This window comes from Haloarchaeobius caseinilyticus (genome assembly GCF_051207395.1).
GTDB lineage: Archaea > Halobacteriota > Halobacteria > Halobacteriales > Natrialbaceae > Haloarchaeobius.
Genome location: NZ_JBPJZC010000001.1, coordinates 119,225 through 142,126, shown reverse-complemented (window position 1 = coordinate 142,126; position 22,902 = coordinate 119,225). Strand labels below are relative to the sequence as shown.

The 22,902-nt window shown below is 64.4% G+C and carries 23 protein-coding genes and 1 pseudogene; 12 read left to right on the top strand and 12 right to left on the bottom strand.

The window, feature by feature from the left end:
* The first annotated feature begins 3 nt into the window (after window positions 1-3).
* On the top strand, window positions 4-2,226 hold the full coding sequence (locus tag ACSC1P_RS00740; RefSeq protein WP_435358210.1) for an ArnT family glycosyltransferase: 2,223 nt from the start codon (window positions 4-6) through the stop codon (window positions 2,224-2,226).
* On the opposite strand, the gene ACSC1P_RS00735 is transcribed toward ACSC1P_RS00740, so the two are convergent.
* Window positions 2,195-2,899, bottom strand: coding sequence for a dolichyl-phosphate hexose transferase (locus tag ACSC1P_RS00735; RefSeq protein ID WP_435358209.1), 705 nt, complete (start codon window positions 2,897-2,899; stop codon window positions 2,195-2,197). The two genes, ACSC1P_RS00740 and ACSC1P_RS00735, sit on opposite strands and share 32 nt — an antisense overlap.
* 295 nt (window positions 2,900-3,194) lie before the next feature.
* On the opposite strand from ACSC1P_RS00735, the gene ACSC1P_RS00730 reads away from it, so the two are divergent.
* Complete coding sequence (locus ACSC1P_RS00730; RefSeq protein WP_435358208.1) at window positions 3,195-4,649, top strand: PAS domain S-box protein; 1,455 nt, start codon at window positions 3,195-3,197, stop codon at window positions 4,647-4,649.
* Window positions 4,650-4,743: 94 nt separating this feature from the next.
* Here ACSC1P_RS00730 and ACSC1P_RS00725 read toward each other — a convergent pair whose 3' ends face one another.
* A complete protein-coding gene (locus ACSC1P_RS00725) occupies window positions 4,744-5,094 on the bottom strand; it encodes a VOC family protein (protein WP_435358207.1) in 351 nt (116 codons plus the stop codon).
* A 111-nt stretch (window positions 5,095-5,205) separates the two neighbouring features.
* Between ACSC1P_RS00725 and ACSC1P_RS00720 the strand changes: the two genes are divergently transcribed.
* A complete protein-coding gene (locus tag ACSC1P_RS00720; protein ID WP_435358206.1) occupies window positions 5,206-5,862 on the top strand; it encodes a DUF998 domain-containing protein in 657 nt (218 codons plus the stop codon).
* Between the two features lie 42 nt (window positions 5,863-5,904).
* Here the strand turns inward: ACSC1P_RS00720 and ACSC1P_RS00715 are convergent, their stop codons facing one another.
* Window positions 5,905-7,572: a potassium channel family protein gene (locus ACSC1P_RS00715; protein ID WP_435358205.1), complete on the bottom strand. Its 1,668-nt coding sequence runs from the start codon at window positions 7,570-7,572 to the stop codon at window positions 5,905-5,907.
* Window positions 7,573-7,615: 43 nt separating this feature from the next.
* Window positions 7,616-8,512 carry a hypothetical protein gene (locus tag ACSC1P_RS00710; RefSeq protein WP_435358204.1) on the bottom strand — a complete coding sequence of 299 codons (897 nt, stop codon included), beginning with the start codon at window positions 8,510-8,512 and terminating at the stop codon, window positions 7,616-7,618.
* A 123-nt stretch (window positions 8,513-8,635) separates the two neighbouring features.
* On the opposite strand from ACSC1P_RS00710, the gene ACSC1P_RS00705 reads away from it, so the two are divergent.
* Both ACSC1P_RS00705 and ACSC1P_RS00700 read left to right on the top strand, forming a co-directional pair.
* Window positions 8,636-8,914, top strand: a complete 279-nt coding sequence (locus tag ACSC1P_RS00705) for a UPF0058 family protein (RefSeq protein ID WP_435358203.1) — start codon at window positions 8,636-8,638, stop codon at window positions 8,912-8,914.
* A gap of 77 nt (window positions 8,915-8,991) precedes the next feature.
* Window positions 8,992-11,355, top strand: coding sequence for a DUF7527 domain-containing protein (locus ACSC1P_RS00700; protein WP_435358202.1), 2,364 nt, complete (start codon window positions 8,992-8,994; stop codon window positions 11,353-11,355).
* A gap of 4 nt (window positions 11,356-11,359) precedes the next feature.
* Here ACSC1P_RS00700 and ACSC1P_RS00695 read toward each other — a convergent pair whose 3' ends face one another.
* On the bottom strand, window positions 11,360-11,665 hold the full coding sequence (locus ACSC1P_RS00695; RefSeq protein WP_435358201.1) for a hypothetical protein: 306 nt from the start codon (window positions 11,663-11,665) through the stop codon (window positions 11,360-11,362).
* A 216-nt stretch (window positions 11,666-11,881) separates the two neighbouring features.
* Here ACSC1P_RS00695 and ACSC1P_RS00690 point away from each other — a divergent pair, with 216 nt between their 5' ends.
* Window positions 11,882-13,237, top strand: a complete 1,356-nt coding sequence (locus ACSC1P_RS00690) for an adenylosuccinate synthase (RefSeq protein WP_435358200.1) — start codon at window positions 11,882-11,884, stop codon at window positions 13,235-13,237.
* Between the two features lie 41 nt (window positions 13,238-13,278).
* On the opposite strand, the gene ACSC1P_RS00685 is transcribed toward ACSC1P_RS00690, so the two are convergent.
* Window positions 13,279-13,752 carry a hypothetical protein gene (locus ACSC1P_RS00685; RefSeq protein ID WP_435358199.1) on the bottom strand — a complete coding sequence of 158 codons (474 nt, stop codon included), beginning with the start codon at window positions 13,750-13,752 and terminating at the stop codon, window positions 13,279-13,281.
* A gap of 135 nt (window positions 13,753-13,887) precedes the next feature.
* On the opposite strand from ACSC1P_RS00685, the gene ACSC1P_RS00680 reads away from it, so the two are divergent.
* Both ACSC1P_RS00680 and ACSC1P_RS00675 read left to right on the top strand, forming a co-directional pair.
* Window positions 13,888-14,082: a methytransferase partner Trm112 gene (locus tag ACSC1P_RS00680; RefSeq protein WP_435358198.1), complete on the top strand. Its 195-nt coding sequence runs from the start codon at window positions 13,888-13,890 to the stop codon at window positions 14,080-14,082.
* Between the two features lie 26 nt (window positions 14,083-14,108).
* Window positions 14,109-14,690 carry a DUF7524 family protein gene (locus ACSC1P_RS00675; RefSeq protein WP_435358197.1) on the top strand — a complete coding sequence of 194 codons (582 nt, stop codon included), beginning with the start codon at window positions 14,109-14,111 and terminating at the stop codon, window positions 14,688-14,690.
* A 32-nt stretch (window positions 14,691-14,722) separates the two neighbouring features.
* On the opposite strand, the gene ACSC1P_RS00670 is transcribed toward ACSC1P_RS00675, so the two are convergent.
* Together ACSC1P_RS00670 and ACSC1P_RS00665 are read right to left on the bottom strand one after the other, a co-directional pair.
* Entirely contained in the window at window positions 14,723-15,829 is a 1,107-nt protein-coding gene (locus ACSC1P_RS00670) for a DR2241 family protein (RefSeq protein WP_435358196.1), read from the bottom strand.
* Between the two features lie 2 nt (window positions 15,830-15,831).
* Window positions 15,832-16,707, bottom strand: a complete 876-nt coding sequence (locus tag ACSC1P_RS00665) for a CbiX/SirB N-terminal domain-containing protein (protein ID WP_435358195.1) — start codon at window positions 16,705-16,707, stop codon at window positions 15,832-15,834.
* 425 nt (window positions 16,708-17,132) lie between these two features.
* On the opposite strand from ACSC1P_RS00665, the gene ACSC1P_RS00660 reads away from it, so the two are divergent.
* Window positions 17,133-18,068: a class I SAM-dependent methyltransferase gene (locus ACSC1P_RS00660; protein WP_435358194.1), complete on the top strand. Its 936-nt coding sequence runs from the start codon at window positions 17,133-17,135 to the stop codon at window positions 18,066-18,068.
* A 130-nt stretch (window positions 18,069-18,198) separates the two neighbouring features.
* Here the strand turns inward: ACSC1P_RS00660 and ACSC1P_RS00655 are convergent, their stop codons facing one another.
* The 4 genes from ACSC1P_RS00655 to ACSC1P_RS00645 all read right to left on the bottom strand — a co-directional run bounded on the left by ACSC1P_RS00655 (window position 18,199) and on the right by ACSC1P_RS00645 (window position 19,991).
* Complete coding sequence (locus ACSC1P_RS00655) at window positions 18,199-18,405, bottom strand: hypothetical protein (protein ID WP_435358193.1); 207 nt, start codon at window positions 18,403-18,405, stop codon at window positions 18,199-18,201.
* A gap of 2 nt (window positions 18,406-18,407) precedes the next feature.
* Complete coding sequence (locus tag ACSC1P_RS00650) at window positions 18,408-18,938, bottom strand: HTH domain-containing protein (RefSeq protein ID WP_435358192.1); 531 nt, start codon at window positions 18,936-18,938, stop codon at window positions 18,408-18,410.
* 138 nt (window positions 18,939-19,076) lie between these two features.
* Window positions 19,077-19,193: a DUF7989 family protein gene (locus ACSC1P_RS22110; protein ID WP_492764731.1), complete on the bottom strand. Its 117-nt coding sequence runs from the start codon at window positions 19,191-19,193 to the stop codon at window positions 19,077-19,079.
* 144 nt (window positions 19,194-19,337) lie between these two features.
* On the bottom strand, window positions 19,338-19,991 hold the full coding sequence (locus ACSC1P_RS00645) for an HAD family hydrolase (protein WP_435358191.1): 654 nt from the start codon (window positions 19,989-19,991) through the stop codon (window positions 19,338-19,340).
* A gap of 82 nt (window positions 19,992-20,073) precedes the next feature.
* Between ACSC1P_RS00645 and ACSC1P_RS00640 the strand changes: the two genes are divergently transcribed.
* The 3 genes and pseudogenes from ACSC1P_RS00640 to ACSC1P_RS00630 all read left to right on the top strand — a co-directional run.
* Window positions 20,074-20,892 carry an aldo/keto reductase gene (locus ACSC1P_RS00640; protein WP_435358190.1) on the top strand — a complete coding sequence of 273 codons (819 nt, stop codon included), beginning with the start codon at window positions 20,074-20,076 and terminating at the stop codon, window positions 20,890-20,892.
* A 387-nt stretch (window positions 20,893-21,279) separates the two neighbouring features.
* On the top strand, window positions 21,280-22,584 hold the full coding sequence (gene dinB / locus ACSC1P_RS00635) for a DNA polymerase IV (RefSeq protein WP_435358189.1): 1,305 nt from the start codon (window positions 21,280-21,282) through the stop codon (window positions 22,582-22,584).
* 101 nt (window positions 22,585-22,685) lie between these two features.
* A pseudogene (locus ACSC1P_RS00630) lies at window positions 22,686-22,877 on the top strand (DnaJ domain-containing protein); the annotation flags it as partial.
* Window positions 22,878-22,902: the final 25 nt, after the last annotated feature.

Below are 22,902 nucleotides of genomic sequence, written 5' to 3'. Positions count from 1 at the left end.
CTGATGTCGCGGTCCGACGGTCCTGCACACTCGACACGCCTCTCCCGGCTTCAGCAGTTCTTGACCCGCCGGTACGTCCCGACACTCCTGCTGGCCGCTACCGCCGCCGTCGTGGTCTTCGTCGTCGCCACCGACCTCTTTCCGTACCACTCGAACAACCACGACGAAGGTGTCTACCTCCAGCAGGCCGCGATGTTGCTCGACGGCCAGTTGCGACTGCACCCGCCAGCGACGCTCGTCGACGAGTTCCGCCCGTGGTTCTTCGTCGTCGATGGCGACACGCTGTACCCGAAGTACGCGCCGGTGCCTGCCGCGATGTTCGCGCCCGGGCTGGCACTGGGCGTCCCCAGACTCGTCCTCGCTGTCCTCGCAGCCGGGACGACCGCACTCGTCGTCGCCCTCGGCACCGAAGCGTTCGACCGCCGGGTCGGCGTGCTTTCGGGCATCCTTCTGCTCCTGTCGCCGATGTTCCTGCTCACGTCGTCGGTCTTTCTCCCCTACGCGCCGACGACGTTCCTGAACCTGCTGTTCGCGCTGGCCTACGTCAGGACGGTCAGGCACGCGCAGGCTGGAGCGGGCTACCCGCTCGCTTACGCCATCCTCGCGGGTCTCGCCGTCGCACTCGCCTTCTTCGCCCGACCCTTCACGGCCGTCCTCTTCGCGCTCCCGTTCGTCGGCCACGCCTGCTGGACGCTGGTGGCCGCGACGCGGGCCGATGGGGTACGGTTGCGTCCCCACCTCCTGCGGAACGGAATCGTCGCAGTCCTCGGAATCTGCGGTGTCCTGACCGCCCTCGCGTACAACTGGGCCGTCACGGGCGACCCACTCGTGTTCCCCTACGAAGCGTTCGCGCCACTCGACGGCCTCGGCTTCGGCGAGCGACAGATTCTGGACCACGAACTCGACTGGACGCCTGGGCTCGCCATCCGGACGACTATCGTCCTCCTCTGGCAGTTCGCGGCGGACTGGACCGCTGCAGGCTGGCTCGGAACCGTCGCCTTCGTCGGCGGTGTCGGCGCGTGGCTGGCTGGCGTTCGCGCGAACAAGGGCAGCCCGACGCTCGACCGGCCACATCTCTCCGACGGCGCACTCCGCTTCCTCCTGTTCTGTGTCTTCGCCAGCGTCGTCCTCGGCAACGTCTACTTCTGGGGCAGCTACAACGTGCAGGCTGGCCTCGACCGGACCGGCGACGGATTGATGGGCCTGCTCGGCCCGTTCTACCACTTCGACCTGCTGCTCCCGCTCTCTGTGTTCGGGGCGTATGGTCTCGTCGCCGTAACTGACCGCCTGCGGAGCGTCGTCGCCAGTCGCCGCTCCGCGAGTGCAGCGAGAGTCGCCCTGCTCGTCGCGCTCGTCGTCTCCGTTCCGGTCGTCGCCGTCGCGGAACAGGCCGCACTCGCCGACCCGGTCGGAGAGAACGCCGACTACACCGAGAAGTACGGCGGGGCGTACGAACCCCTCGAACAGCACGACTTCGACGACGCCCTCGTGTTCGTCCCGACCGCGTACGGAGACTGGTCGAACCACCCGTTCCAGTCGCTGCGCAACGACCCCGGGTTCGGCGGCGACGTGGTGTTCGGCCAGCAGCAGGACGCGAGTAGCGACTTCGAGTTGCTCGACGCGTACCCGAACCGGACACCGTATCGCTTCACCTATCGCGGCGAGTGGACACCGGACCCGAACGACGCGGTGATACCCCACGTCGAACGCCTCTCGCTCCGCGACGGCGAACGACTGTCCGGGACGACCCGCGTCGGCGTGCCGACCGGCGCGACGAGCGCGTACGTCAGACTCGAATCCGGCGATACGGCGAAAGAGTTCACGCTGAACCGGTCTGTCGGCGAGTCGGTCACGCTCGAGTGGACGCTCACGCCCGACGGGTTGCGACTGACGAACGACGGCGTTCGACCACTCGGCGAGGGAGGCCCAGTCGCGCTCGACGGAACCGACGAACTCGCCGTGAACGTCGTGTTCAACTTCGACGGCGGAGCGACGCTCACCTACCGGCAGGAGTTCGACGCTCGCGTGCAGGACGAACAGGTGCAGGTTCTCTGGCCGCCGGAGACGACGGTCTGTTCACTGACCATCGACTGCGGGACCGAGGGAACGTATCTGCCAGAGCATCCCGACGAACACCTCGACGGTGTCTGGATAAACGGAACGCTGACAGCAGGAGAACGAGACGTCGTGGCGACTACCGGAACCGCTCTTCCAGACAGACCTTGACGATGGACTTCGCGATGGCTGCACCGCCGCCGAGCGGGTCGAGTTTCGTGTCGCCGCGGCGCTCGTCGTACTCGATAGGCGTCTCGATGACGCGGTAGCCACGCATCGCGGGCCGAATCAAGAGTTCTGCAGAGAGGCCGGTGTTTTCCGTCCACTCGATGTCGTGGAGCAGGTCGCGTCGGTACGCCCGCATTCCGGTCGTGGTGTCGTGGACACGTTCGCCCATCAGGACGGACGCGAGTGCCGCGAACGCGTGGTTCCCGAAGCGGTTCACCGCCGGCATCGCGTCGGCCCCGTAGTGGAGTCGGTCGCCGGAGACCACGTCGTAGCCGTCGTTCACGAGGGCGAGGAAACGGGGTAGGGCCTCCATCGGGTACGTGTCGTCACAGTCGGTCGTGACGACGACCGGCCGATCAGGCGTCAACACCGCTTCGCGGACTGCCACGCCGTAGCCCTGTGGCTCTTGTTCGACGACCGTCGCGCCGTGTTCGCGGGCGACCTCGGGCGTGCGGTCGTCGGAGCCGTCGACGCAGACGACTTCGGCCCGACCATCGGTGACCTCGGCGATGTCGGTCAGCACGTGCTCGATAGCTGCTTCCTCGTTGTATGTGCCCATCACGACGGCCACGTCGTCGAAGGTGTACGGGTCGTTGCGCGGCGACTCCTGACTCATCGTGTGTCGGTCGGCCCCGTCGATACTTTAGGGTTGCCAAAATATGCCGGGGACTCCCGCCTCGGCCGATGAATCGCACGGACGTGATTTCGAGTTGGGACGTGAGCGAAGGGGTATTCCCGCTGGTCGCGTACCTATGGTATGTCATCTCTCGGCAGTCGTGCACGCCTCTCCGTCGCAGAAGCCGACGCGGATCGCGGCCCCGATAGACCATCGCTGCCCCGTTCGCGCTCGCTTCGTCCGTCGAGTAGCCCGCCGCACGCAGTGAACGCGGCCGACCGCACGGTACCCCCCTATGTCTCACGGTGAATTCAGTTCTTGGCAGCACGGGAAGGTGCCGACGCAGTCGATTCACGTCCTCTACGTCGTCGACGACGAGTCCCGAGCGAGGACGTTCAGCCAGTACATCGACGCCGAGTGTCCGGGATTCGGCGTCACCGTCGTGACGACCATCACCGGCGCACTCGACGCCCTCAACAGGAACGGAACCATCGATTGCGTGGTCAGCGAGGCGCAGGTCGGCGAGGGAACCGGGGCAGACCTGCTCGCGGAGATTCGAGCTCGCTCGGCCACACCGTTCGTCCTGTTCACGACCCCCGGAGAGGAAGAAGAGGCCGTTCGTGTCATGTCGACCGGCGTGACGGAGACGGTTCTCGAACAGGGGGGCAACGCACAGTTCGCCATCCTCGTCAACCGCATTCGTAACCTCGTCGCCCAGTATCGGGCCACGGTCGAACTCTCGACGACGCGAACCGCGACGCAGTTTCACTTGCTCGTCGAGAGCGTCGAAGATTACGCGATATTCCTCCTCGACGAGGAGGGGTTCATCCAGACGTGGAACCGCGGCGCTGAGGCCATCAAGGGCTACTCCGCCGCCGAAGTCGTCGGCGAACACATCTCCATCTTCTACACGCCCGAAGACGTCGAGGCTGGCGTTCCCGAACGCAACTTGCGAATCGCCGAGGAAAACGGCCGGTTTGCGACGGAGGGCTGGCGAGTCCGAAAGAACGGCGACGAGTTCTGGGCCGACGTCGTCATCACGCCACTACGAGAGAACGGTCGACTCGTGGGCTTCGCGAAGGTCACTCGCGACGTGACCGACCGGATGAAGGCGGCCGAACTCCGCAGCCAGAACGCGTTCTTACACGAGTTCGCCGGGACCGTCTCCCACGACCTGCTCAACCCACTCACCGTCGCACAGGCGAACGTTCACCTGTGCATGCAGACTGGTGACACCGAGCGATTAGAGACGGTCGACACCGCCCTCTCTCGGATGCGCCAACTCATCGACGACCTGCTCGAACTCGCACAGAAAGGCGAACGAATCAGCGACCCGGAACCGACCGACCTGCGCGCAGTCGCCACCGACGCGTGGGAGACGACGGCGACCGAGAACGGGTCCCTCGAATTCCACGAGAACGCCGTCGTCGAAGCCGACGAGACCCGACTCCGGCAGTTGTTCGAGAACCTGTTTCGGAACGCCGCAGCACACGGTGGGAGTTCGGTCACCATCAGGGTCGGCGCACAGAACGACGGGTTCTACGTCGAAGACGACGGTCCAGGCATCTCCGCAGAGACGAAGAAACGCGTCTTCGACATGCACTTTTCCACGAGGGAGGAGGGGAGCGGATTCGGACTGGCTATCGTCCACCAGATCGCCACCGCACACGGTTGGTCGGTGACACTCATGGAGAGTGCAGCCGGCGGCGTACGGTTCGAGTTCTCCGGCGTCGAACGCTGCGACCAGTAGGCCCGACCCGCGGCGCTTGAACAATGGCGCTCCGCCAGTAGCCCTCGCCCAACCAACGACACCGCTGGAGCGGTCGAGTACCTATTGCAGTAGCTCACACCGGGTCGGTCTCGTGCAAGAACGTCTGGAACTCCATCGTTCGCCCGTCTGGGTCCTCGGCGAAGAAGTTGTAGATGCCGAAGCGTTCGTTCACCGATGGCTCGTCGCGAGCACGGTCGACGAAGCGCTCGTAGAACTCGTCGACGCCGTCGCGGTCGTCGGTGACGAACGTGAGAACGCCCTCGGTTTCGGTCTCCTCGGCGTCACAGAAGCCGAAGAGCATGTTGTCGTACTTGCAGATGGTACACGCCGCCTGTTCGAGCCACACCGTCGCCCCGACTTCCTCGCGGTAGAACGCGGCGGTCTCCTCGTAATCCTCGCTGCCGAAGAAGACGATACCGGACATACCGACAAGTCCGGCCGCCAGTGCGAAAACGGTTCGCGCTGCGGCAGTACCGGAGCACCAGACCGCGGGAGACCGCACGGCTCATTACATCACACTGAGAAGAATCGGCAGATGACCGACCGCCGGACACTCACGCCGTTCGGGCTGGCTGCACCAGCCATCGCGCTCTCGACGCTCTTTCTCGCGACACTCGTCGACCCGCAGTTCTCGTGGGCGAGACGCTCACTGTCCAGTATGGGCGAGGCGAACGGGCACGGCCTGTTCGACCTCACGAGCCGCGACCAACTCGCGTTCGTCCTGTTCAACGGCGGCCTCGTCTTCGGTGGCTTGCTCGGCCAGCCGTTCGCGGCCAGACTGTGGCTCGACAGCGAGAACCGGTACGAACGGGCGGGTATCGTCGCCTTCGTCGTCGCACTCGTCGCCATGAGCGGGGTCGGCGTCGCCTACCTCGACGGGCCATTGAACGGACTCCACTTCCTCGCCGCGACGACGTTCTTCTTCGTCGGGACCATCGCGCTCCTGTGCTACGGGACCGGGCGGGTCCTCGCGGGCGCCTCGCGGGTCGGTCTCGGAACGATGTGGCTCGGCATCGGCCACCTGCTCGTCTGGGTGGGCTGGGTCGTCTTGGAGGCCCTCGCCTACACCGACGACGACGTGTGGACGTACTTCGCAGTCCCGGAGGCGGTCGGCGCGGTCGCCATCGGCGGCTGGGCTGGCGTGACTGCCTGGCGACTCTATCGGGAAGAACAGACGACTGTTGCGCGCTGACCGGCACAGTCGGCAGCCAGAAGGCGTCGACGACGAACCGAATCAGTCTGCTTCTGCGGTCGTCGGTGCCGCCCACGCCTGGAACTCGTTGATGTCTTCGTCCGTCCCAGCGACGATGGCGGCGTCGCCGGGGCGCAGTTCGAAGTCCGGTCCCACGTCGGTCAGCACGTCGCCGTTTCGTTCGATAGCGACGATGGTGACGCCCGTCTTCGCCCGCACGTCCGCCTCCTGTAGCGTCCGGCCAGCGAGCGCCGGAACCTCGGTCCGGACCAGCCCGATTTGCGTATCGAGCGAGATGACGTCCTCGTCGAGGACGATGGAGGCGAGCATCCGGCCGGAGACGGTCGTGAGTGCCAGCACGTAGTCTGCGCCGGCGCGGTACATCTTCGGGATGCTCTCGGCGGTCGACGCCCGGACCACGACCTCGACTTCCGGGTTGAGTTCACGGATTACCAGCAGTGCGAACACGCTAGTGGTGTCGTCCGGGAGCGTGACGATGGCGGTCCGGGCGCTCTCGATGCCGGCCGACTGGAGCGTCCACTCGTCGAGCGCGTCACCCACCACGTCGACACCGGCTTTGTCTTCGATGTCGACCAGCGTCGTCGGCACGTCACGGCTGGTCAACACGTCGGTGACGGTCGACCCGACTTCGCCAGCGCCGATGACGACCACTTCACCCGAACTGTGGTAGCGCTTGGTCGAGCGGGTCATCTCGGTCAACTTCGACAGTTGCTGGTCGGTGCCGGCGGCGAGCAACACGGTCCCCTCGTCGAGTCGCTTGTCGAGCGACGGCGGTGCGGTGAACTCACCACGGTCCCAGACCCCGATGAGGTTCGCACCCGTCTGTTCTCGGATCCGACTGTCGGCGAGCAGGCGGTTGCACACCTCGCTGTTTCGCTGGACCGAGAGTTCCGCGATTTCGAAGTTCTCACCGGCGGGCATGGCCGTCTGTGGTTCGTCCCGGTCGATATCGGCGGTGACTCGGTGCGTCACTTTGTCCGCCAGGCTTCGCCCGAGGATGTGTTCCGGCGAGATGACGCGGTCGGCCCCGGCGTATCGGTGGTACTGCTCGTTCTCGGGTCGTTCGAGCAGGCTCACCACGGGAACACCTTCGGCGCACTCGCGCGCCGAGAGGATGATGCTCGCGTTCTCCTCGTCGGACTTGTCTGCGACGATTGCCCGCGCGTCCTGCGCGTGCGCCTTCTCCAGTATCTCGGTCTGTTCGGGGTCGCCGTGAATAATCGACCGGCCCTCTGCGTGGAGGTCGGTCGCCAGTTCCTCGTCGCTCTCGACGATGAGGTAGGAGACGCCGCGCAGTTCGAGTTCGTCGATGAGCGTCGCGCCGTGGGGCGTGTAGCCACAGACGACGACGTGCTCCGACATCTCGCTGATTTCGGTCGGGGCGGACCGACTCAGCCGTGCTTCGAACAGCGGGACGATGAACAGCGGCAGCGCAGCGAACACGGCGACGATGCCGGTGAACTGTAACAGCGCGACGAACAGGTACGTGACGGGGTGCGACCAGACGTCGGCGTCTTCACCGTAGCCCGCCGAGGTCATCGACTCGACGACGACGTTGAGTGACGCCCAGAACCCCCGGTCGACACCCTCGAAATGGCCCATCACCATCATGTACGTGACGCTGTAGATGACGATGATACTCGCCAGTACGAGCAAGAACACGGCGAGACGGCGTCGCTGGTCGTCCATTGAACGTGCGAGAGAAGGTGGGTGTGCCCTAAGAAGAATTCGGTCACCGCGAGTCGACGACTCGCTTCGGCCCACGACCTTTCAGCGTCCCGGCTTCGTTCGAAATCTCGGTCGTCCGGTAGCGCCACACCCGCTTGCCGTCGCCGCCAGCGACCACGTCTATCTGTTTCAGGCCGGTCTTGATGCAGTTCCACCAGCCGGTCTCGGAGTCGTACTTCGCAGGGAACTCCTCGTACAGCGCGTCTACGAAGTCAGACCGTCGCGCGCGGTCCGTGTCCTTGAGGAACGCGAGCGCGGCCCCGACCGCCTCGCGCCGCGGTTCTTCTTTCTCCACAGAGCGCCCGGGAACGTCGATAGCGTCGAGGTCGGCGAGGTCGTCGCCCGGTCGCACGTCGTTGCTTACCCGACTGATGCTCGTCTGCGAACTGTAGTCCAGGCCGGTCGTCGGGTCGCGCCCGAGTTGCTTGCGCGTCTTTGCGACTGCGCGGCGGGCGAACTCGTCGAGTCGCTCGCCCTCGACGCCCGCGAGGACGCCCGCGTGCTGGTCCAAATCCTCGTCGGTAAAGCGTTCGACCCGCTCTGGCTGGAAGTTCCCGCCGAGGTCAGTGTGGTCAGTGTCGGCCGTCTCTGGGACGACCACGTCGCCGGTTCCGCCCGTGCCGCCAGTTTCGTCGTCACCGTTCTCCGTGATTGCCTCGGACACGGCCGCGTCCGCGGCCTCGGACGCGGTGGCTTCCGCGGCGATTTTCGCTTCCAGTTCGTCGACACGAGCGGCGTACTCGGTGAGCAACTGGTCGCGTTCGGTCCCTTGCTCGATGGCGGCGCGGTTGCCGATTATCCAGCCGAGGTATTCCTGTACGTCCTCGAAACCGAGGAGGCTCGTCTCCATGTCGAGTTTCTGCACCGTATCCTCGGGCAGGTCCAGTCGGACGGTCGGCATCTGTCGGCGGCTACGACAGACGGTTTTAAAAAAGGTTGCATGGTGCGCCGGTCGGCCGGTTTCCCCAGAGAATCGTCTGGAGAAGCGATAACGCTTAAACCGAGAACTACCTTACAAACCTGCATGCACAAGGACGAACTGCTCGAACTGCACGAGCAGATGGTGATGATCATGGAGTACTTCGCCTCACGTGAAGACATGCCCGACGACCTCTTCGAGCAGTACAACGGTCTCGACGTGGAACCCTCGGATGTCCACAAGTCGAAGAGTGAACACAAGCACGCCGTGTTCGTGCTCGGGAACTCGCTGGCGAGTGCGATGAGCGAGGACGAGTTCTCCAGCGCGGGCCGCATCAAGAAGCGGATGGAGGAACTGGCGGACGACGCCGAGTCGAAGATTTAAGCGATTGACACGAACGAGGGTGCGAGGGGCCAAAATCCCCGGAAACTATTTGTTCCGCATCCGGTTTTAGCCACTATATGGATTCGCGCACGGTAGAGCGCGTCGAGGGCTGGGACTCCCGCCCCTTCGACGGCGGTTTCGACGGACTTCGTGACCTCGCGGACGCGGAGTTCTCCGGAAGCGTCGTGACGGGTACCACGTGGCTGTTCATGTTGAACGGTCGCGTCGTGGGTGTCTTCGACGGGTCCATCGACGATTACGACGATGCAACGGGGACGGCGTACGACGCGCCGCACCCCTCGCTCCCACTCCTGTTCGCCATGCAGGAGACCGGTGGGGAGGAGCGAGCGAAGTACTACACGAACGACACGCCCATCTCGGAGGCGGACGGGACGCTCTCGTCGGCCAACTTCACGGGGTACATCGAACTGTCCGAGAACGTCCTCAGTGGCGACTACTACGTCGTCTACCACGGCGGCCGGTCGATGAGCTGTGCCTACGTGGGTAATCAGGAGAAACTGCTCACCGACGACGAGGCGTTCGACCGGGCTGACGGTGAAGTCGGCATCTACACCGTCTGGGACGTGGACGTCGACATCGTCGACATCCCTGGTGAGCCAGAGCCAGAACCGGAACCCGAGGCAACACCGGCACCGCCGGCCGACACCGACGACACGGTCGACGACGGTCGTGATTCGGCGGCCGACGCAGCAGGCGCAGGTGCAGCGGGTGCTGCCGGCGCTGGTGCCGCGGGCGCGGCGACCGGTGACGACCGACCCGCAGCAGACGCCGGGCGCGACGACGCCCCCGCACAGGGTCGTTCCCAGTCCGGCCAGCCCATCGCGGAAGCCGAGTCGGTCCAGCGCGAGACGCCGCGTGAGCGCGACGACCGTGCCCCACGCGAGCAGGAGCCTGAACCAGCCGCTGACGAGCGACGGTCCGCACAGGAACGACGGTCCGCACAAGAGCCCGAGCGCGCAGAGCGCGGGCGAGGCGAACCGGACCGCGGGCGACCAGAGCCAGACCACCGGGAGCAACCGGCAGGTCGAAAGGAGCCACAGGCGGACCCGCTCGACGACCGCGGCCAGCCCGCTCGCGAACCCCAGTCGGACGAGACTACGTGGGAAGAAGTGTCGGCAGAGGTGGACTCCGACGCCGTCGAGATTCCCGACGAGGTACTCGAAGAGGTCGAGAAGGAGGCCGAAGGCGACTCAGAGCCCGTGTTTCAGGAAGAAGCACAGTGGCGAGAGACGCGTTCGATTCCGTCCATCAACCCTGACGACTCCCGCGCGACGGAGGCGAACGGCGGGCAAACGACGCCGACGCCCCCGCGACAGTCCAGACGGCAGCGTCGAGAGCGCTCGCCGACGGCGGACAACACGCAGTCACAGGAGGCACAGCGACAGCCGCCAGCACAGGAGTCTTCGCGTGCCGGACAGGCACAGCCACGCCGGGGCGCGGGCGACGACGAGCCGCTTCGGCGCGACATGCTCGAACGTGAAGACAAGATAGACCGGCTGCAACAGCAGTTGTCGAACGTCGAAGAGGCTCGCGACGAGGCCGAAGCCGAGGCGAGTCACCTCCGCGAAGAGAACGACCATCTAAACACCGAGGTCGACCGTCTCGAAGCCAGAGTCGCCGACCTACAAGCCGAAATCGCCGACCTCGAAGCACAACTCGACTCCCAGCGCGGGCCGGCCGCCACGGCGAGCGTGACGCTCTCACCCGCCGAGGCGCTTGAAGCGACGAACCTGTTCGTGCGCTACAACTCGAAGGGACAGGCGACGCTTGAGAAAGCTCACGATGGGGATGCGTCGGCCGAAGAGGTCAACGGAAACCTCCGTCTGGAGCACCACACCCAGTTCGACGCGAACGACGCGGCGGTCGACGGTCGGCCCTACGTCGACTTTCTGCGCGACACCATCGAGTACCAGTTCGTCGAGTGGTTCGTGCGCGACCTGCTGTACGAGGTTCGCGACACCGGCAACGCGAGCGCGATGCGAGACCTGTACGACGCCATTCCCGAGGCAGACCGCGCCGAACTCGGCGGGTCGGTGTCGCTGCGCTACGAGGAGGACGGCGAAGAACACCGCGAGCAGACCACGTTCGACGTGGTCGTCCGTGACCGGATGGGCAACCCGCTCGCCGTCGCCAACCTCAACGACTCGCGCGACCCCGCCACCGAGGGCATGATGGTCGACCTGCAAGACCGGGCGAACCGGCTCAAACAGACGAGCGAACAGCTATCCAGTGCGTTCCTCGTCACTGCCAGCTTCTTCGACCCTGGAGCACTCGAAACCGCGGCCGAGGCAACGAGCGGCAGTTTCCTCAGCCGCGATTCGAAGAAGAGCTTCGTGAAACTCTCACGAAAGTCGGGCTATCATCTCTGTCTGGTGGAGACTCGAGGCGGCGAGTTCCACATCAACGTACCGGAACTCTAGGAATCTAGTTCTCTACTTCCGCGGTCTCTTCGATCTTCATGCCGTCCATCTTCTGGACGATCTCGTCGATCTTACCGTCGAGTTCGTCGACGAACTCCGCGGTGCGCTCCGTGGTGATCGCTCCCTGGCTGGACGGCTCGATGAGGTTCTCCTCTTCGAGGACGCGCAGCGAGTAGCGAACCTTGTGGTGGGGATAGCCCGTCTCGTTCGACATCTTGACGATGCCGATTGGTTCGTTCTCTATTACCATCTTCAGGACCTGAAGGTGGCGTTCCAACATATCGACTTCCTTCTCAAGTCGGTCTATCATGGCATTTGTTAACTTGTCTGCGTGGGTTTTAAACCTTACCGTCCCGGTGGCACGCGAAAATGGGTGAATTGGAAGCTTAGCAAGGGGTTATTATATGTCTTTTGTTCAGTGGGAACGTCCCCCACCGGAAGGCCATGCAGCCTCGTTTACACGTGTAAAACCACGCTCTTCGTACCGAAACCGGTTTACAACGAGCGACAGAATCCGACGGTGTAAATGACCGTAACCATAGTCGGGTCGCAACTGGGCGACGAGGGCAAGGGTCGCGTGGTCGACCTGTACGGTGACGGAGCCGACGTAGTCGTCCGCTATCAGGGCGGCGACAACGCAGGCCACACCGTCGTCGACGGCGGGACCGAGTACAAGCTCTCGCTCGTGCCGAGCGGCGTCGTTCGCGGGAAGATCGGCGTCCTCGGGAACGGTTGCGTCGTGAACCCGGCGACGCTGTTCGACGAGATAGACGAGCTGAAAGAGCGGGGCCTCGACCCCGACGTTCGCGTCTCCGAGCGAGCACACGTCATCCTGCCGTATCACCGCGTGCTGGACGGTATCGAGGAAGACGTGAAGGCAGAGGGCGACCTCGAAGCCGCGACGACCGGGCGGGGCATCGGCCCCACCTACGAGGACAAGGCCGGCCGCCGGGGCGTTCGCGTCGGCGACCTGCTCGACCCCGAGATGCTTCGCGCACGACTGGAGTACGTCGTGCCGCAGAAACGCGCCCTCGCCGAAGACGTCTACGGCGTCGAGACGGGCGAGGAATTCGACATCGACGTGCTGTTCGGCCAGTACCGCGCCTTCGGCGAGCGACTCGCCGAGAACGACATGACCGTCAACTGTGGCGAGTTCCTCGCGGAGCGACTCGCCGACGGCGAGGAAGTGATGCTCGAAGGGGCACAGGGCACCAGCATCGACATCGACCACGGAATCTATCCGTACGTCACCTCCTCCAACCCGACGACCGGCGGTGCCTGCACTGGCACCGGTCTCGCGCCGACCGTCGTCGGCGACGGCGAGGTCATCGGCATCGTGAAGGGCTACCTCTCGCGTGTGGGTACGGGTCCGTTACCCACCGAACTCGGCGGCGTCGAAGGCCACACCCCCGGCTACGAGGGTGGCGACGGCTCCGAGAGCGAAGAACTGGCGACGTACATCCGCGAGGAAGGCGGCGAGTACGGCACCGTTACCGGCCGCCCGCGCCGCGTCGGCTGGCTCGACATGCCGATGCTTCGCCACGCCGCACGCGCAAACGGGTTTACCGGCATCGCCGTGAACCACGTCGACGTGCTCGCCGGACTCGACGAAGTGAAAGTCGGCCACTCCTACGACTTCCGCGGCGAGGAAATCTTCACGATGCCCTCGACCACGGAGCAGTGGGGCGAGTGCGAGGCGAACCTCCGCACCTTCGACGGCTGGGACCCCGTCGACTGGAGTGCAGTCGAAGAGTGGGACGACCTCCCCGAGAACTGCCGGACCTACCTCGATTACGTCTCCGCAGAACTCGACGCCGACCTCTTCTGTGTCGGCATGGGACCGGACCGCGACGACACGCTGGTGCTGGACGACCCGTTCTGACTGCAGGACGACTTGCTCCTTTCTGCGGTTTTCCCGCGGCGTTAGACTACGGACCCGTCGACGCCGACGCTTCCGTCCGACCGTATCGTGACGTAGTACTCCTCGGACTCGCCGAAACGCTTGTCGAAGACCGTCTCACCGTCGACGAGGACTTCGACCGCATACACGTCCGCCTCACGTGGAACTTCGTACGAGTCGGACGGCTCGAGGACGAACGATTCCGTCCGCTCTTCACCGCCATCCGGCTGGAGGCGTATTGTCACGTTGTGTGGTTCGGACGCCTCCGACTCGACCAGGAGGACGATTCGCGTGCGACTGGTTCCGTAAGTCGCGGCCGTCTTCGTCGTGGTCGGTACTGCTGTCTCGACTGTCTGACTCACGGTCTCGACAGGGAGTTCTGCCGTCGGCGGCGAATCGGACGCCGTGGATGTGGGCTCCGTGGCGAACGGGCTAGCACAACCACACAGGAGGAGGGCGACGACGAAGGCACTGACGAGGAGTGTCCGGGCAGGCATATGTACACGCTCGGTCAGTCTCGGTATCTGTCTTCTGCTCGATTCGTTCGCTATACCGCGAGGTTGGCCGAGTGCGCACGACGGGCTGCGTGTATTTCCCGAAACCTTTTGCTTGCCGTCGCCAACACCGCTGGTATGAAGGAATCTCTGATGGACATCCTCTGCTGTCCCCTCGACAAGGGTGAACTGGAACTCCAAGACGAGACACGCGACGACGAAGAAATCATCTCGGGGTCGCTCGTCTGCACCGACTGCGGCGAATCCTACCCCATCGAAGACGGTATCCCGAACCTACTGCCGCCGGACATGCGCGACGACGTCCCGGCCTGATTCTCTCTCGTACCAAGGTGTAACGAATGTCGACCGATTCCCTCCCACTGGACATCAGCAAGACGGAGTTGCATAGCATCGAGCCCGCCTACGAGGCGTTCGAGACCGACGGGTCGTTCGCCGTCGTACTCCGCAATCACGGGCGTGCAGTCCACGTGCACTGTAATCTGGACGACGACCTCGCGCGAGTCGCCGCCATCGACGAGACGAACCACTTCGTCGAGACAGACTCGTCCGCCGCGTTCCAGGTGACCGTCGCCGAGAACGCGCCACGGCCAGTGTCCGGCAAACTCAAAGTCGTCACGGCATACGGTGCCGAGGAGACGCACGTGCCGGTGACGCTCACCGAGCTACAGGCCGAGACCGCGACTGCCGATGCGGCGACCGCCGACGTTGCGACGACCGATGCGCCAGCGGCACAGTCGCGCTCGGGAAGTCCACTCGACTCGCTCGACCTCGGTGACTCGCTCCCGGTCGTCGTTCTCGCGGTGTTCGCCCTCGTGCTGGCACTGGGTGCCGCACTGGTCGCGGGCGGAATCGAGGTACTGCTCGGGGCGCTCGTCGTCGTCGTCGGTGTGGTCGCGGCGCTCGTACTGTTGTACCGATAAGTGTCACAGCGACTGAACGGGCTGGCGCTCGCTCAGTCGTCGCTGGCGTCCTCGGCCAAGTGACCGAGGTGCCCGTCCTCGTCGAATCGCTTCGCTCGCAGATAGCGCGCCCTGTAGCGGTTTGCGCCCTTGTACACGTCGGCTTCACGAATCTCGTCGACGGTGCCTTCGGACACTGCGTCGATGATGGCTTCAACCTGCTCTTTCTCGCTCTCGGTCAGCGTGAGTTCGTAGGTGTGCTCCTCCTCCTCTTCCAGCTTGGTCCACTTGCGGGCGGCCGCGACGACCAGCGAACAGGGCTCGCGGCAGGGGAACGCCCCGTCGCCGCCGGGAACCGAGAGGTCGTCGTCCTCGTCGTACTGCCACTCGCGGCGTTTCAGACACTGCGAGTCGACACAGCAGGCCTCGGCGACCCACTCGACCGCCTCGCGCGGGAGTTCGTCCACGATGTCGTAGATCCCGGTCTGGCGCTCGGCCGTCTCCGTCCAGTGGCTCACGTCGAGTTCGCCCTGCTGCTCGCGGTGCCAGTTGGCGACGGTCGCCGGATAGCAGAAGTCGAGGACGTCGCGCAACTCGCTACTGGTCAGGTCGGGGAAGACGAAACCCGAGCGGAGCGTGGGCGCCGTCTTCAGCGGCCGGTACCGACCGCGGTCGTCGTATTTCGCCAGTTCGCGGGCTGCCCGGGGTTCGTCGTGCGCTTCGAGGTCGTTCCGGTCGGCCTCGGCGTCGTCGACGTGGCGGACCTCGTAGCGGCGGTAGCCGACTTCGCCGAGCGAGACCGTGATCTGGACCTGTCCCCACTCGGTGACGAGCGACTCGTCGTCGAGTGCCTCGTACCGGTCGGGAACCGCGTGTTCGTCGGCCGATTCCAACTTGCGGAGGAACGCGCGCCGAGCCGTCCCGTGCCCGCCGACTACTTGCTCCCAAAAGTGCCAGTTCGTCACCCAGTCGGCGTTGACCTGGCAGACGTGGTCGAGTTCGCCCTCGGAGAGGTGCTTGCGGGTGAAGCCGGAAATCTCGAACACGTAGCCGTCGTCTTCGTAGCCGACCCACATCCCGTCGAAGTCGATAGGGCCGTCTCTGACCGTCTCGATGAGCGCCTCGAACTGGTCGGTCTCGACGGCTTGTGTGACCGCCATCGTCAGTCACCCATCGACGGCACGCCGCCGGTCGCTTCGCGGACGCGCGCCAGTGTCTCGTCGACCGAGGCACCTGCTTCCTGTGCCCGTTCGAGTATCACGTCGGCCATGAGTGCCTCGGTGCCGACCGCGCCAGCGTACCAGATGCGGTGGCCGTCGACCTCGGCTGGTGTCTCCCAGCCCTCGCGGTAATCGTCGGTCAGGCCCATGTCCTCCGGGATGTCCTCCTGTGTGTGGTAGCCGTCGGCGACGAACAGCGGGACGACGACGATGTCCGGCGCGTCGAAGAAATCGGTCACGTCGTCGACTTCCGGTTCTTCGTCCATGTACAGCGCGTGGACCTCGTCGAACCGGGCCATGTCGCGAATGCGGTCCGCGTGGTACTCGATGGCCTTCGCGGAGTTCTCGTTGCGTTCGGTGCCGTGGCCGACGACGGCGAGCCCGAAGCCCTCGCCCACATCGTCGTCTCCGGTGACGGTCTGTGCGCGCTTGACGATGACATCGGACATGGCGTCGTGCGTCCCGACTGGTCCGCAGTAGTGGACCGTCTTGTCCACGTCGGTCGGGTGCAGCGTCGCCTGCGACGCGCTCGTCCCGTCGGACTCCCAGAGGTCGGGGTCCCAGTCGTCGAGGCGTAGTTCACGCGGAATCACTTCCTCGGTGAAGTAGCCCTCGCTGATGAACAGCGGGACGACGAACACCTCGTCCGATTCGAGGGTTCGAAGCGTCTCGCGGAAGCTCGGTTCCTCCTTCCAGAACGCCTCGCGCACCTCGTCGAAGCCACCCGCCTCGCGGATGGTCTCGGCGTGAGTGTACGTCGGCGTGCTGGACTCGGGGTTCAGGTGCGACCCGTGTGCCACGATGACCAGCGCCTGCATGTGCGGACCTCGGGACGGCGGTGACTTATCCCATTCGTCTCCGGGTGTTCTCTCCCCGGGGTGACCGCCGGCGCGCGGTGACCGCCCGTCAGACCGACGATTTTCAACGCGTCACGACTGCTCAGCGTACCGCAGTAGTGCCAGTATCACCACCGTACTCTGGAGTAACACTGCTCTTGCGGGTTGAAAGCGTCGCCGACGTTCTGGCATGCGATACGGATTGTAGAACGCCCACCGCGAGTATCGGTGGCAGTACGAACCGTCCCAGACGGCGAGTAGTCAGACAGATTCCATACGCTCGTTCTCAATCGATGGGATAGTTCCAAACCGTCCCCTGTCGCCGCTGTAAGACGTTTGTAACAAAATACGAACGTTGTGAACGGCAAAATGTCTACGGTCGACCTCCACCCATGAATCTATCAGACATGATTGAATTCCCCGATGTCCACGCGATGTACGACAGGCTCCCGTCGCGCTTCCAGCCCGTCGTCCAGAAGTGGTACTATCGGGTTGACCCGCGCCTGTCGTGGACGGACCGGAAGAAGAAGCAGGACACGGAAGAGGCGTTCATCCAGCGATTCTTCGATGGCTACGAGGAGTTCCTGGCCTACAGGGACGAGTTCGATCACGGTCGGATTCCACCCGCCATCGGCGACGCGTTGCAGCAACTGGACGGCGACAAACGACTGTTCGATTCCCACCTGGAAGAGTGTCAGAAGGCATACGCGTACGTCCGAAAGTACGAGCCAGACGTCCTCGTCGAGACCGGCGTGTACAACGGCGTCTCCACGGCCTCGTTGCTCTACGCGCTCGACCAGAACGGACACGGGACGCTCTACTCCATCGACCCGTCCCCACACCTGCGCACGATGAGCGACGACGACCCGGCGTTCGAGCGCTGGCGGCGGACTCGCCCGTCGTGTTCAGAGGAAGGAAGCGCTCGGTGCCCGTCGTCGCGCCAGCCCGGCTGGCTGATTCCGGAGGACCTCCACGAACACTGGGAACTGTCGTTCGGGCGAAGTCGAGAGGAACTGCCAGCGCTCCTCGACTCCATCGGTGAGGTCGACCTGTTCTACCACGACTCCGACCACTCCTCGGCGACGATGGAGTTCGAGTTCGAACTCGCGTGGGAGTACCTCTCCTCGGGTGGAATACTCCTCTCTAACCACGTCGGCTGGAACGAGACCTTCGAGACGTTCACCGCAGACCGCACCGACGACTGCGGGCTCGTCACCTGGCACTACAACCCGCGGCGGAACTATCCGACACCCGGGAGCGCCGGCTACGCTGTCAAGCACGGGGGGTCACCGAGTGTTGCCACGGCGACGCCCGAACCGCTCCGTTCCGATTCTCATTCCTGAGCCGTCGCGAGGCTGCAAACGGTCGATTGTCCAGCGTCTCTCCAGTGACGACGAACGACGGGCGACGAACGACGGGCGACGAACGACGACACCCGCTGACCGGACCGGAGACGAAAAACGACGCAGTCGGTCAGGGCGACGGTTCGGCTTCGAACGACGCTTCGAAATCGGCTTGGTCGGTCGGGACGAGCAACAACATCTCGCCTCGTCGGTCCTCGACGAGTTCCCGACCAGTGTCTCGCTCCCACAAGCACGGCGTCCACTTCCCGCGCTCGATGTATTCCACTACCTCGGATGCAGTGTAGTACTGTCCGTTGGACCCCACGTACACCGACATTCCTACTGCACCTTCGCCGGTGCGAGTTCTCGCTCCGAACCGTCGCGCTCGCTCTCACGAGCGGCTTCGATGTCGGCCATCGCCGAAATCGTCGAGACACGGTCTTCGACGGTCTCGACCGACCCGTCGGCGACGCAGGGCGTGACGTGGACGAGTTCGCCGTCCTCGTACTCTGCGAGTGCCAGCGTCGGCAGTTCTTGTACGATGTAGCGCTCTTCGACGAGCTTCGACTCCATCTGTCGGGTCGGGAAGAACTGTTCGATTCGAGCGCCGGTACGGTCAGCCCACGCGCGGAATTCTGCGACGCTGTCGAGGATGTCTGCGCCCTCTTCCGTTCGAGAGGCCATCGTCGACAGGCCGACGCGCTTGCCCCAGAGTCGCGCGGTCACGTCTTCGAAGTAACCGCCGTCTTCGAGTGCTTCGAGCGAATCGAGCACTGTTGCGCGCTTGGGAGCAGCGCCGAATGGCGAGTGCGACCGGACCCACAGTCGAGCTGTGCGTTCACCAGCCGGGGATGGATCAGTAGATGCCACGTACACATATGCGGATTCATCTACCTAAAACGTTCCTGTGGAAGGATAATTTCGGTTGGATTGCCTAAACGTACTGGTATATATATAGTGGTGGCTTGGGAAATCAAGCCACTAGAGAAGCGACGGGCCTAGCGCGCGTTAGTCGTCGTTTCGTCGTTCGGTTCGCTCCGCCCCTCGGTCCCAGACGTTGGTGACTGAGGTTCCGTTCGGTGGCGTGTGACTGACATCTTTCATGGTCCGCTTGTCGCGTTTCATGTGATATGTTGTAGCACAACTTCCGTATTTAAGCCTTACTGGCAAATCATTATAAGATTGAATAGCATATAAGGATGATTGAACACGGCTAAACAGCGACCGCGAGTGTCTCGAAAACAGACGGATGCACCGTCGAGTCGGGACTCAGACGATGTCGTGCAGGTCGTCCAGTCCGTCGAGGAGGTGCGTCGGTTCCACGTCGAGGTAGTCCGCGGGTCGGTGCGGGCGCGCGACGTACGCCGAGTCGATGCCCGCGTTCTGGGCCGCGACCACGTCCGATTCGCTGTCACCCACGTACAGCGCGTCGCGCGTCCCGAGGTCGGAAAGCGCGCGGTCGATGTAGTGCGGGTTCGGTTTCTTCAGTCGGATGCTCTCGGTCGTCGGCTCTCGCCCGTAGTACGTCTCGAACAGGTCGTGGAGGTCGAACTCGGCGAGGATGGCCTCGATGGTCTCGTGCTGGTTGCTGGAGACGATACCGAGTGGCTGGTCGAGCGCGCGCACCGCGTCGAAGTCGTCGTACAGCGCCTTCCGCCCCGCACGAATCTCGGCGATCTGGTGTGCGGCTGCCGTCCCGTCACGCGTCGCCCAGAGCGCGTCCACGTCGAGGTCGTACTTCGCGCCCAACCGGTCGAGTGCTGCCGACTTGGCACTGAGCGTAATCGTCTCGACGTCCTCGTCCGTCGGGTCGGTCACGCCGTGTGCTTCGAGCGTCTCTCGTGACGCCGCTCGAAGTACCGAGACGGCCGTCAGTTCGGTCAGCACGCCGTCGTTGTCGAACACCACCGCGTCGTAGCCCATCGTCCGTGGTGGGCGACCGAATCATCTTGACGCTATCGGTCGATTGGTCAACCGTTATACCGCTGACGGCCCAAGATTGCGCATGGAGTATACGACCGTTCAGGACGAACGGGTCCCCAAAATCGGCCTCGGTACGTGGCAGCTCTCCGGCCAGACGTGCTACGGCGCTGTCAAAACTGCACTCGACGCTGGCTACCGCCACATCGACACGGCACAGGCGTACGACAACGAGCAGTACGTCGGCAACGCCCTCCACGACGCCGACGTCGAGCGCGAAGACGTCTTCCTCACGACGAAGGTCCGCCCGGACCGCTTCGCGCCGGACAAACTGAAGCGCTCCGTCGACGACAGCCTGCGCAAACTCGACACCGACTACGTCGACCTCCTCTTGCTGCACTGGCCCAACCCGCTCGTCGACCTGCGCGACACGATGCAGGCGATGGCCGACCTCGTCGAGGAAGGGTCGGTCCGCCACGTCGGCGTCTCCAACTTCTCGAAGAAGCGCCTGATGAAGGCCCAGCGCGTATCGCCCGAGCGCATCTTCACGAACCAGGTGAAGTTCCACCCCTACAAGCCCCAGCGCGAACTCCTGCGCTACTGCCAGGACACGGACATCATGCTCACGGCGTACTCGCCGCTCGGCACCGGCGGTATCCTCGACGACGACGTGCTGCGCATCCTCGGGAACAAGTACGACAAGACGCCCGCGCAGGTCGCCCTTCGCTGGGCCACCCAGCACAAGGGCCTCGCAGTCATCCCGAAGGCGACGAGCAAGTCACACATCGAGGAGAACATCGACATCTTCGACTTCAAACTCACGCGTGACGAACTGGAACGTGTCGCGCGGCCGTCGCGCATGAAGAACGGACTCGCGTTCGCGAAAGCGACGCTCGGTGTCTGAGTACTCGGTTTCAAACAAATTTCGTGATTTTTCTGCCGGTCTCGGGTTTGCTGCTGTCCGTTTCTTCGTAGCTGGGGGTGGTAGTTCAGCGTCTTTGCCCTCTACTGCCGATGGTACATGACCGCAGCCACAGCCTCCCCAACCGATTCCGCTTCTCGGCCTGCGGCCTGCGATGCTCATCCCTCGTGAGAGCACGCTCTCACTTGCCGCCGTTCGCAGGCTCACGGCGACCTCGCGCGATTTCTGCTCGCGGTCTGCGCCACGGCGCAGACACGCTCGCCAGCGCGCGCCAGAGTGTCGGTGCAGTCGTCGACGCACCCCGAAAGTCACCAGACACCGCGGACAAAACGTTCAACCCCGCCCCTTCCCTACACCCGGCCGAGACGGATGGTCGACTCCGACGGACACACCGGCGAACGACTCCCGGGCGTCGCACCCGACCCGGAAGACGCCGAGCGAATCGTCTGTCACGTCGACATGGACTGCTTCTACGCGGGCTGCGAGCGACTCCGCGAACCGAAGTTGCGGGGCGAACCGGTCATCGTCGGCATGGGCTACGAAGCCGGCGACGACGGCGGCGCGGTCGCCACCGCGAGCTACGAGGCCAGAGCCTTCGGCGTCGAGAGTGCGCAGGCAATCACGACCGCACTCGACCGCATGCCACGGCGGGCCACCGCTGCCGACTCGACGCCGGTCGAGGAAACGGCGTACTACCGGCCGGTCGACCTCGACTACTACTCTGAGGTCGCGAGCGAGGTCAAAGCCATCCTGCACGACTGCGCCGACGTGGTCCGCGAGGTGAGCATCGACGAGGCGTATCTGGACATCACGGACCGGACCGCGTGGCCCGTCGCCGAGGGCCTCGCCCGGCACATCAAACAACGAATCGAGCGCGAGGTTGGCGTCGTCGCCAGCGTCGGGGTCGCGCCGAACATGAGCGCGGCGAAGGTCGCCAGCGACCACGACAAACCGAACGGACTCGTGGTCGTCGAACCGGACGAATTGCGCCAGTTCCTCGCACCGCTCCCGGTCGAGGAGATTCACGGCATCGGTCCGGTCACTGCTCGCAAACTCCGGGGGGAGGGCATCGAGACGGCGGGCGACCTCGCGGCCGCGGACCGGGTAGACCTCGGCGACCGATTCGGCTCGCGCGGGCGAGAACTCCACGACCGCGCCCGGGGCATCGACGACCGGCCGGTGACGCCCCGCGGGTTGCCCAAGAGCTTCTCGCGCGAATCGGCGTTCGGTGACCCGGTATCCGAGCCAGAACCGAAGCGCGAGCAAGTCAGAACCCTCGCACAGGCGGTCGCGGACCGGGCACAGCGCGAGGGTGCGCTGTACCGGACAATCGGTATCAAGGCGGTCGAACCGCCGTTCGAGGTGAACACCCGCGAGCGGTCGCTGCCGGGGCCGGTCGACGACCCGGAACTGCTGGAGGCGACCGCGATGGAACTGCTCGCCGAGTTCGAAGACGCCCGCGTTCGGAAAGTCGGTGTGCGCGTGTCGAATCTGGAGTTCACCGAGCGCGAACAGGCGAACCTCGACTCGTGGGGCGGCGGCGGAACCGGTGCGTCCGTCAGTTCGGACGAGCCTGACGACTCGGCGACGAACGACGCCACAGCCGACGAGAGAGATACAGGACCGCCAACAGGTCCAACACGACGCGGACAGTCCTCACTGACCGATTTTTGACCCCCGGCGGCTACTTCACGCTACCGGCCGTCGGGCGATTCGATGCCATTGCAACTATAACCCCCCGTCCCGTTTTCGCTGACTGACGATATCGTCCACCCATGTCCGACGACGAGATGGACTTCTACGACCTCCTCGACATCGACGAGGACGCGTCGCAGGAGGAAGTGAAGAAAGCGTTCAGGAACCAGGTCCGGGAGTATCATCCAGACCTCAACGACCACCCGGACGCTCCGGCACAGTTCAACGCGCTGAAGAAGGCGTACAACGTCCTGAGCGACCCGTCGGACCGCAACGCGTACGACCGACTCGGGCACA